Raw genomic sequence first — 16,081 nt, forward strand, 5'->3', positions numbered from 1 at the left:
CTAATTCGGCCTCAGGGCGAGCATAGTTGCGCCCTCACAATTCCGGATAGGTTCATCGGCGTTGATGATATGGACTCTCCCGGTCAACGCTGGTGATCCGCGGTTCGGACAACCGGAGTGCCGCCATGTCTATTACGGCTTCCAGCGAAACACACCGCCAACACACGTTCAATTCTGCTGAAATGGGCGCCATCGCTCATCTCTACCGCGGCGAAGTCTACCGTTCGACGATCTGGAGAACGCGGCTCGACAATACGACCAACTGGGCGATCGTCACAATGGGCATCGCCTTGTCGACGACCTTTTCGAGTCCGGAGGCTTCACCCCTGCCACTCCTGCTCGTAGGCCTGCTCATCGCCGTGTTTCTCGGCATGGAGGCGCGACGTTATCGCTACTTCAATGTCTGGCGCGCCCGCGCTCGATGGATGGAGATGAATTTCTACGCGCCAATATTCACCGGTGAAGCCCGCGACGACAGCTGGCAGGTGATTCTCGGGCGCGACTACACTGCGCCGCGCCACCACATTTCGTTTGTCCGCGCGGCGGGACGGCGGCTGCGTCGCAACTACGTCTGGATTCTCGCCGTCCAGGTGATTGCCTATTACGGCAAGATCGCGATCCATCCGACGCCTGCGTCGACCCTGGCGGAATTTGTCGATCGCGCCGCCGTCGGACCGATCCCCGGCTGGGTCGTTCTGATGGTTGGCTTTGCCTACAATTTCGGCTGGCTGGCGTTCGCGCTCGGCACGATGTGGCTTGATAAACGCGAGCACGGGGCCGCGGGCGACAAGGTGGCGATGGGTTAGCGATAGCGCGAAGCGTGTCTTCGCGCCAACTGTCCCGACCATGACGGAAAACGCGTTCAGCCCTTGCGCAGGAACACGTAATCCGCGGAGTAGGGCGCGTTGCGATAGCTGCCCGCCTTGTCGCAGTCGCCCTCGAGCTTGCCGCCCGCCGTATTGATCCGCTGCACGGTAGTGACGCCGGAGAGGATGCCGGTGCCGCGCCCGGACGTCACGGTCAGCTTCAGCCAGGGGATATCGTTCGCTGTCGCGCCGGGCGCGTTGCCGACCGCCTTGCCGACGACGGCGCTGGAGTCGATGTGCTCCCAGTTCGGTCCTGTGTAGTGCCGGCCGACGGTCTTGCCATCGAGCAGCAAGGTTGCGATCGGCTCGCGGAATGCCCAGGCCAGTTTGCCGTCGCTGGCAGCCTTGCATTCGTAGACCTGCGCGCCCTCGGCGTGGAGCGTAAGCACGACCGTTTCGCCGGGCGCCGCGATGGCGTCGGGAAGAGGCGTCTGGGCGGAGGCGCCGAAAACTGACGCCGACGCTAGAAGCAGAGCGAGTGCGGTATTCCGGATAGTCGGCATCATGAATCCATGGTGTTGGCCCCGAAGGACCAACACCATTATCAGCCAATTATGCCATCGCGTTGGCGAGGTTGTCCGAAACCTCCGGTTGGTAGCGTCGTATCAGCCCTTGCGCAGGAACACGTAATCGGCCGAGTAGGGCACGCTTTCATAGGTGCCTGCCTTGTAGCAGGCGCCATTGAGCTTTCCACCCACCGTGTTGATCCGTTGCACTGTCGTCGCCGGACTGAGGACACCGCTGCCGCGCCGGGAAGTCACTCCGAGCTTCAGCCAGGGAATGTCGTTCGCGACGGTGCCTGGGGCCGTGCCGACGACCTCGCCGACCACCGCGCTGCCGTCGATGTACTCCCAGTTCGGTCCGGCATAATGCCGACCGACCGTCTTACCGTCCAAAAAAAGCGTCGCGATCGGCTCGCGAAGCGCCCAGGCGAGTGCGCCGTCGGCGCTGGTCTTGCATTCGTAGACCTGCGCGCCTTCGGCATGCAGCCTGAGCATTGCTGTTTCACCCGGAGCTGCGATGGCCTCGGGAAGGGATGTCTGGGCGGTCGCGTTGACGAGCGACCCGGTGAGAAAGATGGCAGTGAGTACGGCGTTCTTAGGGAACGACACGGTAATGCTCCGTCGTTGGTTTTCTAGAGCATGCTTCAACTGAGTTGAATCATGCTCGTCGATCATCTTCTTGTTTGAGCATGATCTCCGCGCAAACGCGTTCCGCGTTTGTCGCGAGGGAAAACCGGTGTCCACTTTTCCGGATCATGCTCTATCACTGCGAGCCAACGGGCCGCGCGAACGCGCGCCCGACGACAGGCTCCGAACAATCCATCGTGCCCCAAACGGAGACATGGATTGTTCGTCGCTCTGCCCCCTTGCGCAAACGCTTCGCGTTTGTCGGAGGCAATGATGTGGTGGGAGTTGTGAAAGGCGGCTTTAGGCCGCCATCGCCTTGGCGAGGTTGTCCGAAACCTTGTCGAGGAAGCCGGTCGTGGACAGCCAGCGCTGGTCGGCGCCGACCAAAAGCGCGAGGTCCTTGGTCATGTAGCCTTCCTCGACGGTCGCGACGCAGACCTTTTCCAGCGTGTCGGCGAACTTCGCCAGTTCCGGATTGTTGTCGAGCTTGGCGCGGTGGGACAGGCCGCGGGTCCAGGCGAAGATCGACGCGATCGAGTTGGTCGAGGTCTCCTTGCCCTTCTGGTGCTCGCGGTAGTGCCGGGTCACCGTGCCGTGGGCGGCTTCGGCTTCCACCGTCTTGCCGTCGGGCGTCAGCAGCACCGAGGTCATCAGGCCGAGCGAGCCGTAGCCTTGGGCAACCGTATCCGACTGCACGTCGCCGTCGTAGTTCTTGCAGGCCCAGACATAGCCGCCGGACCATTTCAGCGCCGAAGCGACCATGTCGTCGATCAGGCGGTGTTCGTAGGTGAGCCGCTTGGCCTCGAATTCCTTCTTGAATTCGCGGTCGTAGATGTCCTGGAAGATGTCCTTGAAGCGGCCGTCATAGACCTTCAGGATCGTGTTCTTGGTCGAGAGGTAGACGGGATAGCCGCGCAACAGGCCGTAGTTCAGCGAGGCGCGGGCGAAGTCGATGATGGAATCGTCGAGGTTGTACATTTCCATCGCGACGCCGGCGCCGGGGGCCTTGAACACTTCCCGCTCGATCACGGTACCGTCCTCGCCGACGAACTTCATCGACAGCGTCCCCTTGCCGGGGAACTTGAAGTCGGTGGCGCGGTACTGGTCGCCATAGGCGTGGCGGCCGATGATGATCGGCTTGGTCCAGCCGGGGACGAGGCGCGGCACGTTCTTGCAGATGATCGGCTCGCGGAAGATCACGCCGCCGAGGATGTTGCGGATGGTGCCGTTCGGCGACTTCCACATCTCCTTCAGGCCGAATTCCTTCACCCGGGCCTCGTCGGGGGTGATGGTGGCGCATTTGACGCCGACGCCGACCTTCTTGATGGCGTTGGCGGCGTCGATCGTGACCTGGTCGTTGGTCTGGTCGCGGTACTCCATTCCGAGGTCAAAATACAGAAGCTCGACATCGAGGAACGGGGTGATCAGCTTGTCCTTGATGTACTGCCAGATGATCCGGGTCATCTCGTCGCCATCGAGTTCGACGACGGGGTTGGACACCTTGATTTTTGCCATGATGGAGGGGGCCTTTTCTCGGAAAACCGCGCGTTTCGGCGGGGTGGAGTGATTATACGGGGCCTATAGCACCGCAAACCGGCCGGCGAAAGCCAAGCCGTTATGCAGTTTAAGCCCATCCTTTAGATTAGATTGCCGCAGGTCAGAACGCCGCCTGGGTCGCCGTTCCCGCCACCACAGGTCACGAACAGCCCGCAGATCAGGGCGCCCGGCAGGCTGGAGCCGGTCCGCCGCCAGGTAGCTCATCTATGTGTCCTGAGCGTCCTTTAGTCCGCCACTTGGTCCGCGACGCCGAGGGGATCCCAATGCTCGTTCAACACCGCGCGAATACGCTGCCAGTTCTCCAGCGACTGGTGCTTGTTGTGCTCGCTCGAAATTTCAGAAAATCAAGAGGTACGTCCTGATTTGGCAATTTGAGCGTACTTCACCGCAAGGAGCGCTTTTCAAGCTTTGACCGGGCGCCAAACAATCGCACTAACCTCGTTATTTTACTTGAGAATTCTGGCCGCTTTGGTGAAAAGCGGCCAACCATGAGGTTTTGATCAGGCGTTCTGCAGGCCGATCCAAAATCTCCAGAACTTGAATCAGAAAGTGAAGTCACGAATGTCCGGTTCGGGCACCGATAAAACCAAGTCTGGTTGGGACTTAGCCGGACCCGTTGTGATCCTCGTCGAGCCGCAGCTCGGTGAGAATATCGGCATGGCGGCGCGCGCGATGGGCAATTTTGCGCTTTCTCGTCTGAGAATCGTCAACCCGCGCGACGGCTGGCCGAACATCGCCGCGCAACGAGCGGCGGCCGGCGCCGACCAGATTCTGGAACAGGCGCAGTTGTTCGACACCGTCGAGCAGGCGGTCGCCGACCTGACCTTGCTGTTTGCTGCGACGGCCCGCGCCCATGACCAGGCCAAGCCGGTGGTCGCCCCGGTGGAAGCGGCGGCCGAGATCGTGGCCCATGTCGGCGGCGGTGGCGGGGCCGGCATCCTGTTCGGCCGCGAGCGTTACGGCCTGCAGAACGAGGAGGTGGCGCTCGCCAACCGGATCATCACTTTTCCGGTCAATCCGGGTTTTGCCTCGCTGAACCTGGCGCAGGCGGTGCTGCTGATCGGCTATGAGTGGTTCAAGCTGTCGACCGGCGGTGACCTGCCCTTCGCGATGCCCGAGCGGTCGGAGCCGGCCTCGCAGCACCAGATGCAGGCCTTCTTCGACAACCTGGTCCGCGAACTCGACAAGGTCGAATTCCTGCGCCCGCGTGAAAAGCGGGAGACCATGCTGGTGAACCTGCGCAACATCTTTACCCGGATGGACCCGACCAAGCAGGACATGCACACCCTGCACGGGGTGGTGATGGCGATCGCGGAAGGGCGCAAGGGGCCGACCAAGGGCGGCGTGCTCGACGGCGAACAGGCCACAAGGCTGCGCGCGCTCCTGGCCGAGCACGGGCAAGGGCCGGCGGCGCCCGGTGACAGCTCGACCGTGCGCGGGCTCGCCCGGCTGCTGCGGCGGAACCCGACCGATGCCGAGCGGGTCCTGTGGCAGGCGCTGACCCGCGACCGCCGCTTCGCCGGGCAATTCAAGCGTCAGACCCCTGTCGGGCGCCACATTCCGGATTTCGTCTCCTTCGTGCACCGGCTGGCGATCGAACTGGTCAACGCCAACGAGTCGGAGGCGATCGTCGCCGACCGCGCCGGGCGGAAGACGTGGCTGGAGGCACGCGATTACCGCGTGATCGAGATGCGGGTTGACGATGTCGAGCGCGATCTGGCGGCGGAACTCGTGCGGCTCGAGGCGAAGCTGCTCGCGCGCAGCTAGGCGGGCCTATCGGGCAAGCCGGCCGGCGCTCCCTGTCCCCGAGCGCGCAAACGGGATAAGCTTGCCCCTGCAGTCCAATCGAATACGCGAACGGGAGGTGTGCGATGGCTACATCCGACTGGCGTCTCGAAGGCGAATGGATCAAGAACTGCAATTGCGCGTTTGGCTGCCCCTGTGATTTCAATGCCCGGCCGACCCAAGGTTATTGCAAGGGCACGGTCGGCATGCGGATCACCAAGGGACATTTCGAGAAGACCAAACTCGATGGGCTCGTCTTCGCGGCTACCGTCCATTTCCCCGGGGCACTGCATGAGGGCAATGGCCAGTTGCAGCCGATCATCGACGAGCGCGCTACACCGGAACAACGCGAAGCACTTTTCAATATCATGTCGGGCCAGAACTCCGCCGAAGGCACGCTGTTTCAGATCCTCAGCCTGATCGTGACCAAGATGCATGAACCGTTGTTCGTGCCGATCGAGTTCGAATTCGACAAGGACGGGCGCGTTGCGCGTATGGTGGCCAAGGGCGTGCTGGAGACCGAGGTCGAGCCGATCAAGAATCCGGTGACGGGAGAGCCTCACCGCATCCAGGTCGTGATGCCCGAGGGCTTCGAGCACAGGGCGGCCGAGGTTGCCTCGGCCAACATCCGCTCGACCGGCGCCATCAAGTTCGACACCAAGGGCACGCATAGTTCGCTCGCCAATGTCGTCCAGACGCCGGAGGGTGTTGCGGCCTAGCGCTGCGCCCTAATCTCTACGCGCCCAGTAGCGGGTGGGTTCATGACGGGCACTTCAGCGCTTGAACAGACCCTGCGACACGATCGCCTGATCGTGGCAATCGGAATAGCCACAGTGGTTGCGTTCTCCTGGGGCTATCTGATTGCCGGCGCCGGCATCGACATGAGCATGGCCGACATGCCGATGGACCCTGAGCCGTGGTCGCCGGACCAGGCATTGGTCATGTTCGCGATGTGGTGGGTGATGATGATCGCGATGATGGTTCCCAGCGCCGCGCCCATGGTCCTGCTGTTCGCCGCCATCAAGCGCAAGCAAGAGACCGCGGACAGTCCCGTTATCTCAAGCTGGCTGTTTCTCGCTGGCTATCTCGTGATCTGGGCAGGTTTTAGCCTCGTCGCGGTCTCGGTGCAGTGGGGACTCGAACAGGCCGGGTTGCTGTCCGGCATGATGGCGAGCACCAGCAATTTGCTCGCCGGGATGATCCTGCTTGCCGCCGGGCTCTATCAACTGACGCCGATCAAGCGCGCCTGCCTGCGCTACTGCCAGAGCCCGGTGCTGTTTCTCTCTGAATACTGGCAACCGGGCGCCATGGGCGCGTTGCGCATGGGCTTTCGGCACGGCGCTTACTGCGTCGGCTGCTGCTGGTTCCTGATGGCGCTGCTCTTCGTTGCCGGCGTCATGAACCTCGCCTGGATCGCTGCCGTCGCGATCTATGTCGCCTTCGAGAGGCTGCTGCCGCGCAGCGAATGGCTTGGCCGCGCCGCGGGCGTGGGCTTGATCGTGGCTGGCGGCGTGGTGCTTGCGCGCGCTTTCGGTGCCACGGCCTTCGCGTCTCTGTAGCAACCGTCAGACGGCGGCCAGCTCGGCGGCATTGCCGGTCCGCTTCGGCTTCCTCACCTTCGAAGGCCCGAACAGATTGCCCGCGGCAAGGCCTGCGGTGTCGGCGACGCCGGGATCCAACCGCGCCACTCTGGCGTTCCTGACGTCAGGAGCGTATAGTATTGGGACAGTTGGTGGTCGCGCGGATGTTGGTTTTCTCAGGCAGATTAGGGCTCGCATTGGTATTGGTGGTGTTCTGTCTCGGCGGGCGAGCGGCCTCCGCCCAAACAGGCCCTGTGGGTTATTGGATCCCGGGTTGGCCGATGGGATTCGGTGGCGACCTTGCCGCCGGTGACAGCCCTAACAGTTACGGGAACTTTCCGAGCTTTGACTTCAGTGACCGAGGCGGCGGCTTTTCCTATGCGCGCTACAATTTTCCGAACGGCTTTTTTGTCGGCAGCCAACGCAGCGACATCGGCTTGAGCGGCATCAGCCAGAATGCATTTGGCAATTTCGGCTCGCTCTACACGGAAGGAGCGCAGTTCGGCTACAGCTTCAAGAACGCGAGCGGGTTGCCCGTCACTTTCTATGCCGGTTTCGACACCTTGAAATACAATACCGGCCTCGGCAGCCCTTTCGCTCCTTTCGACAACCAGTCCGGCACACTGCCTGCCTATAGCGTGAATGCGGGCATCGAATTCCGGCCGACGTCGAATCTCAGCCTGTCCCTCGGGGTTGGCTACGTCCAGCAGTCGGGCGACATCAATTCGCTCGTGCTGCCCGGCGCCTCCCCGCTTGCCATCGGCGGCCGCCGCTAACGCGGCGGACGTTGGGTTATCCCCAGCGCCTTGATGCGCGACGCCAGCGTGGTCGGCTTGACATCGAGCATTTCCGCAGCACCGCCAGGGCCGAACACCTTGCCGGTGCAGGCCGCAAGCGCGGCGAGAATATTGGCGCGCTCGTGGGCGCGCATTTCGGAGGCGGTCAAAACAGCCGGACGGGCGTCGGCCTTCACGCGCGCCGAGCCGGGGGCGGGCTGAGCGCCGGATGAATCGGGGAGGTCGATGCGCAGCCGGCCGTTCTGCGCGAGGATCGCCGCGCGTTCGATGACGTTCTGCAGTTCGCGGACGTTGCCGGGCCAGTCGTAGCGCGAAAGCCTGCGCGCATCGCCTTCCGACAATCGAAGCTCGGATTTCAGCGCCTTGCTCTCGCGCGTCAAAAAGTGCTGCGCCAAGAGCGGAATGTCCTCGCGCCGCTCGCGCAGCGGCACGGATTCCACCGGAAAGACGTTGAGCCGGAAATAGAGGTCTTCGCGAAACCTTCCGCGCTGCACCTCCTGCTTGAGATCGCGGTTGGTGGCGGCGATCAGGCGAACGTCGACGGCGCGGGTGCGCTCTTCGCCGACGCGTTCGAAATTGCCCTCCTGCAGCACGCGCAACAGCTTGCCTTGCAGCTCCAGCGGAATTTCGCCGACCTCGTCGAGAAACAGCGTGCCGCCGTCGGCGAGTTCGAAGCGGCCGATGCGGTCGCGCATGGCGCCGGTGAAGGCGCCTCTGATATGGCCGAAGAACTCGCTTTCAAAGAGTTCGCGCGGGATCGCCGCGCAGTTGACCCGGATCAGCGGGCGGTCGCGGCGGCTGCTGGCCTCGTGGATGGCGCGCGCGATCAGTTCCTTGCCGGTGCCGGATTCGCCTGAAATCATCACGGCTGCCGAGGTCGGCGCCACCAGCTTGACCTGGCGCAACGTCTTCTGGATCGCCTCGCTCTGGCCGATGATGCCGCGCGGGTTGGTCTCGATCCGGATTTCTTCCTGCAAATAGGCGTTTTCCAGCTCCAACCGCTCGCGCAGGCGATCGACTTCGGCGAGTGCCGCATGCAGCTTTTCGTCGGCCTCGCGCCTTTGGCTGACGTCGCGGAACACGATGACCGCGCCAACGACGACGCCGCGGTCGCGGATCGGCGTCGAGGTGTATTCGACCCAGACCGGCGTGCCGTCCTTGCGCCAGAACACCTCGCCCTCGACCTGGTGCACGGCGCCGTCACGAAACGCCGCGTAGATCGGGCAGTCATGATCGGGATAGTGCCGCCCGTCATGATGGGTGTGATGAACGATCGGGTGGATTTCCTTTCCGACCAGCTCTTCCGCGCCCCAGCCCAGCATGCGCTCCGCCGCCGGATTGACGAAGGTGGTCTTGCCCTCTGCGTTGACGCCATAAATGCCTTCGCCGGCGGCGCGCAGGATCAACTGGTTTTCGCGTTCGATATCCTGGAACACCCGCTCGACCCGCTGCCAGGTCGCGATCCCGCCGCGCATGTGATCTTCGGCCGCCGCATCGACATAGCGGCGGCGGCGCGCGTCGAGGTCGCTCATGGTGAGCAGCACCAGCGAGCGGCCGTCACCCGGCACAAGCGAGCCGGCATATTCGAGGCTGAGCGTTTGCCCGGTGGCGTGGCGCGGCGTCAGTGCGTTGGTCCAGTACGCGCCCTTGTCGAGCACGGCCTGCGTGAACACGATCAGCGCCGGCAATTGTCCGCTATGCAGCGCGCTGACCTTGGTTTGTCGCAGCAGCGCGCGGTCGTAGCCGAGCAGGGTGCAGGCGGCCGGATTGGCATCGAGGATCAGGTCGGCATGGGGATCGAGCAGCAGCGTTGGCTCGACTGCGAACTCGAACGCTGTGGCGCGCAGTTCGACGTCCTGCGGCGGGGCGGTTGAACCGAGGGCAAGATCCATCCGGTCGATACTCCGAAATTTCGTAATTCGACTACGACTTTTCGTGTATCACGAATTTTCGTAATGGCCAATCTGCACAAAATCCCTGCGATATCAGCGCGATCGCCCAAAGACGCGGCTGGCATGTGCCTTGCTTAATTAGGGTGCAACGTCGCGCAGGAGGGCTGATGTCTACCTTCGACAACCCATTCGATCCCAACCGCCGTCTTCGTGCCGGTGGCTGCAGTTGCGGCCAGCATGTCAGCGAAGCCGAGCACCAGGCCGCCCAACTGCAGATCCAGTCCGCCACCGAGAGCGAGCAAAAGCGCTACGAAGGCGTGGTCGCCTCCGCCGTGATGCGCGCGATGTTTCCGCAGGACGTCGCGCGGCGCGCGTTTCTGAAATCGGTGGGCGCAGCGACGGCGGTAGCCGCCGTGTCGCAATTCTTTCCGCTCAGAACCGCGACCGAAGCCTTCGCGCAAGGCGGGCCGCTCGAGAAGAAAGACCTCAAGGTCGGCTTCATCCCGATCACTTGCGCCACGCCGATCATCATGGCGGCGCCGATGGGCTTCTATGCCAAGAACGGCCTGAACGTCGAAGTCATCAAGACTGCCGGCTGGGCGGTCATCCGCGACAAGACCATCAACAAGGAATATGACGCGGCCCACATGCTGTCGCCGATGCCGCTCGCCATCACCATGGGCGCCGGCTCCAATCCGCTGCCCTACACCATGCCTGCGGTCGAGAACATCAACGGCCAGGCGATTACGCTGGCGATGAAGCACAAGGACAGGCGCGACCCGAAGAGCTGGAAGGGTTTCAAGTTCGCGGTGCCGTTCGACTATTCGATGCACAATTACCTGCTGCGCTACTATCTCGCCGAGCACGGCATCGATCCCGATACCGACGTGCAGATCCGCGCCGTGCCGCCGCCGGAAATGGTCGCCAACCTGCGCGCCGACAACATCGACGGCTTCCTCGGGCCCGATCCGATGAACCAGCGTGCGGTGTTCGACGGCGCAGGCTTTATCCACATCCTCACCAAGGATATCTGGGAAGGCCATCCGTGCTGCGCCTTCGCCGCGTCGAAGGAATTCATCACGGCGATGCCGAACACCTATGGCGCGCTGCTCAAATCGATCATCGAGGCGACCGCGTTCGCGCACAAGGCGGAAAACCGCAAGCAGATCGCGGAGGCGATCGCGCCGGCGAATTATCTCAATCAGCCGCAGATCGTGCTGGAGCAGATCTTGACCGGCACCTTCGCCGACGGTCTCGGCAACATCGTCAAGCAGCCGAACCGCGTCGATTTCGATCCGTTCCCGTGGCAGTCCTTCGCGGTCTGGATCATGACCCAGATGAAGCGCTGGGGGCAGATCAAGGGCGACATCGACTACGCCGGCATCGCTTCGCAGGTCTATCTCGCCACCGACGCCACGCGGCTGATGAAAGATGCCGGCCTGACGCCGCCGACAACGACGACCAAAAGTTTTTCGGTGATGGGCAAGACGTTCGATCCGGCCAAGCCGGAGGAATATCTCGCAAGCTTCAAGATCAGGAAGGCGTCGTGAGGGCGGGGGCCCAACTACGTTTGCCGCTGTCGTCCCCGCGAACGCGGGGACCTCAGCGTGAGCGCCACTTGCGCTCATCGCGTCGCCGTGTCGGCGCTTTTAGGCACGATGTTAGAGGCCTTCCTTCATTATTAGCGCCGCGGAGTATGGGTCCCCGCGTTCGCGGGACGACATGCTGAGAGACTATCCACAATGACATCATCCCTTCGCTTCCGCGCAGCCGTCGTTTCGATCGTGCTGTTCGCCGCGTTTCTCGGCATCTGGCATCTCGCGACGCGCGGCACTGGCGCGACCGCGGCGATGAGCCCGGAATACGCAAAATTGATGGGTCTGACGGCAACGCAGGGCAAATCGGCGATGCCGGGCCCAGCAGATGTCGGCGCCAAATTGTGGGAGCACCTCAGGCAGCCGTTTTACGACAACGGGCCGAACGACAAGGGGCTCGGCATCCAGCTCGGCTATTCCATCGCCCGCGTCGGCCTCGGTTATTTCCTCGCCGTCATTGTTGCGATCCCGCTCGGCTTCCTGATCGGCATGTCGCCGTTGATCAGCAAGGCGATCGACCCGTTCATCCAAATCCTCAAGCCGATCTCGCCGCTCGCCTGGATGCCGCTGGCGCTCTACACCATCAAGGATTCCTCGATCTCGGCGATTTTTGTCATTTTCATCTGCTCGGTCTGGCCGATGCTGCTCAATACCGCGTTCGGCGTTGCCGCGGTGCGCAAGGAATGGATCAATGTCGCGCGCACACTGGAGGTCGGCACCGTCAGGCGCGCCTTCACGGTGATCCTGCCGGCGGCGGCGCCGACGATCCTCACCGGCATGCGGATTTCGATCGGCATCGCCTGGCTGGTGATCGTCGCGGCCGAGATGCTGGTCGGCGGCACCGGCATTGGCTACTTCGTCTGGAACGAGTGGAACAACCTCTCGATCACCAACGTCATCATCGCGATTCTGCTGATCGGGATCGTCGGCATGCTGCTCGACCAGATCCTGGCGCGGTTCACGCGCATGGTCACGTTTCCGGAATAGCGTAATGACCGACAAATTCATTTCCATCGAAGGCATCGCGCGGCGTTATCCCGGTGTGGATGGCGCTACGACCGCCGTGTTCGAGAACCTGTGGCTGTCGATGGGCCGCGGCGAATTCGGCTGCGTGATCGGTCACTCCGGCTGCGGCAAGACGACGGTGCTGAATATTCTCGCCGGTCTCGATCAGCCGAGCGAGGGCGCCGTCATCGTCGACGGGCAGGCGATCGAGGGCACCAGCCTCGACCGTGCGGTGATCTTCCAGAGCCACGCGTTGCTGCCGTGGCGCACCGTGCTCGGCAACGTCGCCTATGCCGTGACCTCGAAATGGCGCAACTGGGACCGCTCACGCGTGCAGGCGCATGCGCAGAAATTTATCGACCTCGTGGGCTTAACCGGCTCCGAGCACAAGCGTCCGTCGGAGCTGTCAGGCGGCATGAAGCAGCGCGTCGGCATTGCGCGCGCGCTCTCGATCACGCCAAAAATCATGCTGATGGACGAGCCGTTCTCGGCGCTGGACGCGCTGACGCGCGGCACGCTGCAGGACGAGGTGCGGCGCATCTGCCTGGAGACCGGACAGACCGCGTTCATGATTACCCATGACGTCGATGAGGCGATCTATCTCGCCGACAAGATTTTCCTGATGACCAACGGCCCGGGCGCCGTGCTGGCCGAGATCGTGGAAAATCCGCTGCCGAAGGACCGCGGCCGCATCGATCTGCACCGCCATCCGCTCTACTACGCGCTGCGCAATCACATCGTCGATTTCCTGGTCAGCCGCAGCAAGACGTTTACCGCGACGATGACGGATCACGATCCGCGCAATGTGCCGACCGTGCGGCCGGGCAAACCCGAACTCATCATTACGTCGGCAGGCGAGGATTCAATAGAGGCGTCATGGCCGAGCTTGTCCCGGCCATCCACGTCTTCCTAAAGTTAGCCAAACAAGTACGTGGATGCCCGGGACATTCTTGGAAAAAGATGCGCTTCGCGCTTTCGCCCGGGCCGGACCAGATTGAAGCAAAGGAGACCAAACATGAAACGCGAAGACCTCACCGAAAAGCTGCTCGACATCAAGCGCGAGAAGGGCTGGAGCTGGAAACACATCTGCGAAAAGATCGGCGGCTATTCGGAGGTGCTGATAACAGGCGCCATTCTCGGCCAGATGAAATTGACAAAACCGCAGGCCGCCAATGCCGGCGAGTTGTTCGGGCTTTCGAAATCCGAAATCGCCATGCTCAACGAAGTTCCGATGCGCGGCACTGGAACGCCGATGCCGCCGACCGATCCCTTGATCTATCGCTTCTACGAACTGGTGATGGTCAACGGCCCGGCATGGAAGGCGCTGATCGAGGAAGAGTATGGCGACGGCATCATGTCGGCGATCGACTTCGACATGGTGATGGAGCGCCTGCCCAATCCCAAGGGCGACCGCGTCAAGATCACGATGTCGGGCAAATTCCTGCCGTACAAATATTACGGCGCGAGCGGGAATGTGCCGGAGTACGGGTTCAAGGAGGGGTGATTTGATCTTGCCGTCATTCCGGGGGCGCGAAGCGAACTATGGTGCGCAATTGCGCACCATAGTTCGATGCTTCGCATCGCCCCGGAATGACGGGGAGAGACCGGTCACCTGAACGCGGCCCGCACTTCCTTGATCGGCGCCATCTCGCGCACATAGGTGAATGCGCCGTGATCCTTCATCTCGCGGGCGCTCCTTAGGAAGGCGGCAAGCGCGTAGCGGGCCATCGCGCCGCCGACGCTGATGCGCTTGACACCGGCTTCGGAGAGTTTCTGAAGCGTCAGCGTCGGGTCGGCAAAGCCCATCACCAGGTTGAACGGCTTGCCGACCGACGACACCACGGTGCGGATGGTGTCGATGTCGTGAACGCCGGGCGAATACAATACGTCGGCGCCAGCCGCCTCGAACGCCTGCAGGCGCTTGATGGTGTCGTCGAGATCTTTGCGGCCGTGCAGGAAATTCTCCGCGCGCGCCGTCAGCGTGAACGGGAAGGGGAGCGCACGCGCCGCTTCGACGGCCGCCTGCACGCGTTCGACCGCGAGCTGGAAATCGTAGATCGGCGCGCGAGGATTGCCGGTCGAATCCTCGATCGAGCCGCCGACGCAGCCTGCTTCGGCCGCGCGCGCGATCGCTTTCGCCGCGGTCTTCGGATCGTCGGCGCCGCAATTTTCCAGGTCGGCGTTGACGGGCAGGTCGGTGGCGTCGGCAATCATCCGGCAGTTCTCGATGATGGCATCGAGGCTGACAGTGGCGCTGCCGAGCGTATTGGCAAGGCCGAGGCTCGTGGTCGCGAGCGCCTCGAACCCCATCGCGGCGAGCAGCTTTGCCGTGCCGGCGTCCCAGGGATTGGGAATGATGAAGGCGCCGGGGCGCGCATGCAGCGCGCGGAACGCTTCGGCTTTTTCCATCTGGGTTCGCATCGGCAATCTCCGCTTGGTTGGTTGGCCGGTTCTGGCTGGCGGCGAAACTAGCGGGCTATCTCTCATCAGCCAAATTTGTTATTTCTCTACACATCATCAGCTTTTTGCATGGACGAAACATGGACAGCGATGCGCTTCTGACCTTCCTGACCGTTCATCGCCGCGGCGGCATTTCGAGCGCGGCAAAGGTGCTGCACCGCTCGCAGCCGGCGATCTCGCGGCGCATTGCGCTTTTGGAGCGGGAGCTCGGCGTGCCGCTGTTCGAGCGGATCGCGGGGCGCACGATGCTGAGCGATGCCGGGAGGGTGATGGTGCCGTATGCCGAGCGCGCGGTCGCAGCAGCCCAGGATGCGGAGAATGCGGTTCGCGCGCTGGCGCGGCCGAATTCAGGGCCGATTGCGCTCGCGGTGGTCGGCACGCTGGCCGGCGGGCGGCTGTCGGCGATCTTGAAACGCTTCGCGGCGGAACACCCCGAGGTCGAATTGAGCCTGCGCACCGCAACCAGCGCGGAGGTCAGCGATCTGATCCGGCGCGGCGAGGCGACCATCGGCCTGCGCTACGACCGCGACCGCTCGCGCGATCTTGATTGCGAATTGCTGTTTGCCGAACGGTTGCAGGTGGTGTGCGCGCCGGAACATCCGCGCGCCGGCCGCCGTGTGGCAAGGCTCGCCGATCTCAGCGGCGAGCGCTGGATCGCATTTCCCGTGGTGCCGGGGCGGCGCGAGATCACCGCGTCACATGTGTTTGCGCTGTTTCAAACGCATGGATTGGGTGAAATCGACTGGACGCCGGTCGACAGCCTGACCGCGCAGAAGCGCCTGGTCGAAGCCGGCCTCGGCATCGCGCTGCTGTCGGAGAGCAATGCCGCGGAAGAACTGCGCTACGGGACGATCGCTGCGATCGGCGTGCGTGATCTCAAGGCGAGCCACGACGTCGTGACAGTAACGCGCCGCGGCGGATTTTTGAGCGCGGCGGCGCGGCGATTGATGGAGATCGTTCGCAGGGAATATTCAAAGACGCGAGTGGCGAATAGCGAGTAGCGAATGGAATTTTCCTATTCGCTATTCGCCACCCCCCATTCGCTACAGCTCAGGTCCCCGCCTTCACCTGGGCGGCGGCCTGCGCCATCAGCTCGTCCATCTTGACGCGGACCTCGGTGGCGGTGACGGCGACGCCCTTGGCGGTCAAATCCTTCACCACCTTGTTCTGGACGTCCTTGTCGCCGGCTTCCTCGAAATCGGCGGCGACCACTTCCTTGGAATAAGCCGTGGCGGCATCGCCCGACAGGCCGAGCTTCTCGGCTGCCCAAAGACCGAGCAGCTTGTTGCGGCGAACCTCAGCCTTGAACTTCTGCTCCTCGTCGAGGGCGAATTTCTTCTCAAAACCTTCCTCGCGCTTGTCGAAAGTGGTCATTCTTCGGTTCCAATCCCCGCAAAAGGTAAATAAGGCGGCG

Annotated in this window: 17 protein-coding genes; 10 read left to right on the forward strand and 7 right to left on the reverse strand. The window is 62.9% G+C overall.

Going from position 1 to position 16,081, the window contains the following annotated elements:
- Nucleotides 1-125: 125 nt before the first annotated feature.
- Complete coding sequence (locus tag V1293_RS35700; protein ID WP_334516457.1) at nt 126-806, forward strand: DUF2270 domain-containing protein; 681 nt, start codon at nt 126-128, stop codon at nt 804-806.
- 56 nt (nt 807-862) lie between these two features.
- Here the strand turns inward: V1293_RS35700 and V1293_RS35705 are convergent, their stop codons facing one another.
- The 3 genes from V1293_RS35705 to V1293_RS35715 form a co-directional block, all read right to left on the reverse strand.
- The gene (locus tag V1293_RS35705; RefSeq protein WP_334516459.1) at nt 863-1,369 is read right to left on the reverse strand and encodes a DUF3455 domain-containing protein; all 507 of its coding nucleotides are present in this window, start codon (nt 1,367-1,369) and stop codon (nt 863-865) included.
- A 102-nt stretch (nt 1,370-1,471) separates the two neighbouring features.
- Nucleotides 1,472-2,044: a DUF3455 domain-containing protein gene (locus tag V1293_RS35710; RefSeq protein ID WP_334516461.1), complete on the reverse strand. Its 573-nt coding sequence runs from the start codon at nt 2,042-2,044 to the stop codon at nt 1,472-1,474.
- Nucleotides 2,045-2,296: 252 nt separating this feature from the next.
- Nucleotides 2,297-3,511 (reverse strand): NADP-dependent isocitrate dehydrogenase, encoded by a 1,215-nt coding sequence (locus tag V1293_RS35715; protein WP_334516463.1) that lies wholly within the window; start codon nt 3,509-3,511, stop codon nt 2,297-2,299.
- A 603-nt stretch (nt 3,512-4,114) separates the two neighbouring features.
- Between V1293_RS35715 and V1293_RS35720 the strand changes: the two genes are divergently transcribed.
- From V1293_RS35720 to V1293_RS35730, 3 genes are all read left to right on the forward strand, one after another.
- Entirely contained in the window at nt 4,115-5,320 is a 1,206-nt protein-coding gene (locus tag V1293_RS35720) for a TrmJ/YjtD family RNA methyltransferase (protein WP_334516465.1), read from the forward strand.
- Between the two features lie 104 nt (nt 5,321-5,424).
- Nucleotides 5,425-6,057 carry a DUF1326 domain-containing protein gene (locus V1293_RS35725; protein ID WP_334516467.1) on the forward strand — a complete coding sequence of 211 codons (633 nt, stop codon included), beginning with the start codon at nt 5,425-5,427 and terminating at the stop codon, nt 6,055-6,057.
- Nucleotides 6,058-6,099: 42 nt separating this feature from the next.
- Entirely contained in the window at nt 6,100-6,897 is a 798-nt protein-coding gene (locus tag V1293_RS35730; protein ID WP_334516468.1) for a DUF2182 domain-containing protein, read from the forward strand.
- 6 nt (nt 6,898-6,903) lie between these two features.
- Here V1293_RS35730 and V1293_RS35735 read toward each other — a convergent pair whose 3' ends face one another.
- Nucleotides 6,904-7,026 carry a hypothetical protein gene (locus tag V1293_RS35735; RefSeq protein WP_334516469.1) on the reverse strand — a complete coding sequence of 41 codons (123 nt, stop codon included), beginning with the start codon at nt 7,024-7,026 and terminating at the stop codon, nt 6,904-6,906.
- Between the two features lie 32 nt (nt 7,027-7,058).
- On the opposite strand from V1293_RS35735, the gene V1293_RS35740 reads away from it, so the two are divergent.
- On the forward strand, nt 7,059-7,694 hold the full coding sequence (locus tag V1293_RS35740; protein WP_334516471.1) for a hypothetical protein: 636 nt from the start codon (nt 7,059-7,061) through the stop codon (nt 7,692-7,694).
- Here V1293_RS35740 and V1293_RS35745 read toward each other — a convergent pair.
- Nucleotides 7,691-9,607, reverse strand: a complete 1,917-nt coding sequence (locus V1293_RS35745) for a sigma 54-interacting transcriptional regulator (protein WP_334516472.1) — start codon at nt 9,605-9,607, stop codon at nt 7,691-7,693. The two genes, V1293_RS35740 and V1293_RS35745, sit on opposite strands and share 4 nt — an antisense overlap.
- Nucleotides 9,608-9,774: 167 nt before the next feature.
- Between V1293_RS35745 and V1293_RS35750 the strand changes: the two genes are divergently transcribed.
- From V1293_RS35750 to cynS, 4 genes are all read left to right on the forward strand, one after another.
- The gene (locus tag V1293_RS35750) at nt 9,775-11,157 is read left to right on the forward strand and encodes a CmpA/NrtA family ABC transporter substrate-binding protein (protein WP_334516474.1); all 1,383 of its coding nucleotides are present in this window, start codon (nt 9,775-9,777) and stop codon (nt 11,155-11,157) included.
- A gap of 192 nt (nt 11,158-11,349) precedes the next feature.
- Nucleotides 11,350-12,189, forward strand: a complete 840-nt coding sequence (ntrB, locus tag V1293_RS35755) for a nitrate ABC transporter permease (RefSeq protein ID WP_334516476.1) — start codon at nt 11,350-11,352, stop codon at nt 12,187-12,189.
- Nucleotides 12,190-12,193: 4 nt separating this feature from the next.
- The gene (locus V1293_RS35760) at nt 12,194-13,120 is read left to right on the forward strand and encodes an ABC transporter ATP-binding protein (RefSeq protein ID WP_334516477.1); all 927 of its coding nucleotides are present in this window, start codon (nt 12,194-12,196) and stop codon (nt 13,118-13,120) included.
- Between the two features lie 102 nt (nt 13,121-13,222).
- Nucleotides 13,223-13,711, forward strand: a complete 489-nt coding sequence (gene cynS / locus V1293_RS35765) for a cyanase (RefSeq protein ID WP_212421546.1) — start codon at nt 13,223-13,225, stop codon at nt 13,709-13,711.
- A 104-nt stretch (nt 13,712-13,815) separates the two neighbouring features.
- Here the strand turns inward: cynS and V1293_RS35770 are convergent, their stop codons facing one another.
- Nucleotides 13,816-14,628: an isocitrate lyase/PEP mutase family protein gene (locus V1293_RS35770; RefSeq protein WP_334516479.1), complete on the reverse strand. Its 813-nt coding sequence runs from the start codon at nt 14,626-14,628 to the stop codon at nt 13,816-13,818.
- 119 nt (nt 14,629-14,747) lie between these two features.
- On the opposite strand from V1293_RS35770, the gene V1293_RS35775 reads away from it, so the two are divergent.
- Nucleotides 14,748-15,668: a LysR family transcriptional regulator gene (locus V1293_RS35775; protein WP_334516481.1), complete on the forward strand. Its 921-nt coding sequence runs from the start codon at nt 14,748-14,750 to the stop codon at nt 15,666-15,668.
- Nucleotides 15,669-15,717: 49 nt separating this feature from the next.
- Here the strand turns inward: V1293_RS35775 and V1293_RS35780 are convergent, their stop codons facing one another.
- Nucleotides 15,718-16,041 carry a DUF1476 domain-containing protein gene (locus V1293_RS35780; RefSeq protein ID WP_334516483.1) on the reverse strand — a complete coding sequence of 108 codons (324 nt, stop codon included), beginning with the start codon at nt 16,039-16,041 and terminating at the stop codon, nt 15,718-15,720.
- Nucleotides 16,042-16,081 lie beyond the last annotated feature (40 nt).

The organism is Bradyrhizobium sp. AZCC 1693, from assembly GCF_036924745.1.
GTDB lineage: Bacteria > Pseudomonadota > Alphaproteobacteria > Rhizobiales > Xanthobacteraceae > Bradyrhizobium.

Coding starts and splice junctions, on each gene's coding strand:
- V1293_RS35730 (WP_334516468.1), top strand. CDS start 6,100: ATGACGGGCACTTCAGCGCTTGAACAGACCCTGCGACACGATCGCCTG.
- V1293_RS35770 (WP_334516479.1), bottom strand. CDS start 14,628: ATGCGAACCCAGATGGAAAAAGCCGAAGCGTTCCGCGCGCTGCATGCG.
- V1293_RS35720 (WP_334516465.1), top strand. CDS start 4,115: ATGTCCGGTTCGGGCACCGATAAAACCAAGTCTGGTTGGGACTTAGCC.
- V1293_RS35745 (WP_334516472.1), bottom strand. CDS start 9,607: ATGGATCTTGCCCTCGGTTCAACCGCCCCGCCGCAGGACGTCGAACTG.
- V1293_RS35775 (WP_334516481.1), top strand. CDS start 14,748: ATGGACAGCGATGCGCTTCTGACCTTCCTGACCGTTCATCGCCGCGGC.
- V1293_RS35700 (WP_334516457.1), top strand. CDS start 126: ATGTCTATTACGGCTTCCAGCGAAACACACCGCCAACACACGTTCAAT.
- V1293_RS35715 (WP_334516463.1), bottom strand. CDS start 3,511: ATGGCAAAAATCAAGGTGTCCAACCCCGTCGTCGAACTCGATGGCGAC.
- V1293_RS35760 (WP_334516477.1), top strand. CDS start 12,194: ATGACCGACAAATTCATTTCCATCGAAGGCATCGCGCGGCGTTATCCC.
- V1293_RS35705 (WP_334516459.1), bottom strand. CDS start 1,369: ATGCCGACTATCCGGAATACCGCACTCGCTCTGCTTCTAGCGTCGGCG.
- cynS (WP_212421546.1), top strand. CDS start 13,223: ATGAAACGCGAAGACCTCACCGAAAAGCTGCTCGACATCAAGCGCGAG.
- V1293_RS35780 (WP_334516483.1), bottom strand. CDS start 16,041: ATGACCACTTTCGACAAGCGCGAGGAAGGTTTTGAGAAGAAATTCGCC.
- V1293_RS35710 (WP_334516461.1), bottom strand. CDS start 2,044: ATGATCGACGAGCATGATTCAACTCAGTTGAAGCATGCTCTAGAAAAC.
- V1293_RS35750 (WP_334516474.1), top strand. CDS start 9,775: ATGTCTACCTTCGACAACCCATTCGATCCCAACCGCCGTCTTCGTGCC.
- V1293_RS35725 (WP_334516467.1), top strand. CDS start 5,425: ATGGCTACATCCGACTGGCGTCTCGAAGGCGAATGGATCAAGAACTGC.
- ntrB (WP_334516476.1), top strand. CDS start 11,350: ATGACATCATCCCTTCGCTTCCGCGCAGCCGTCGTTTCGATCGTGCTG.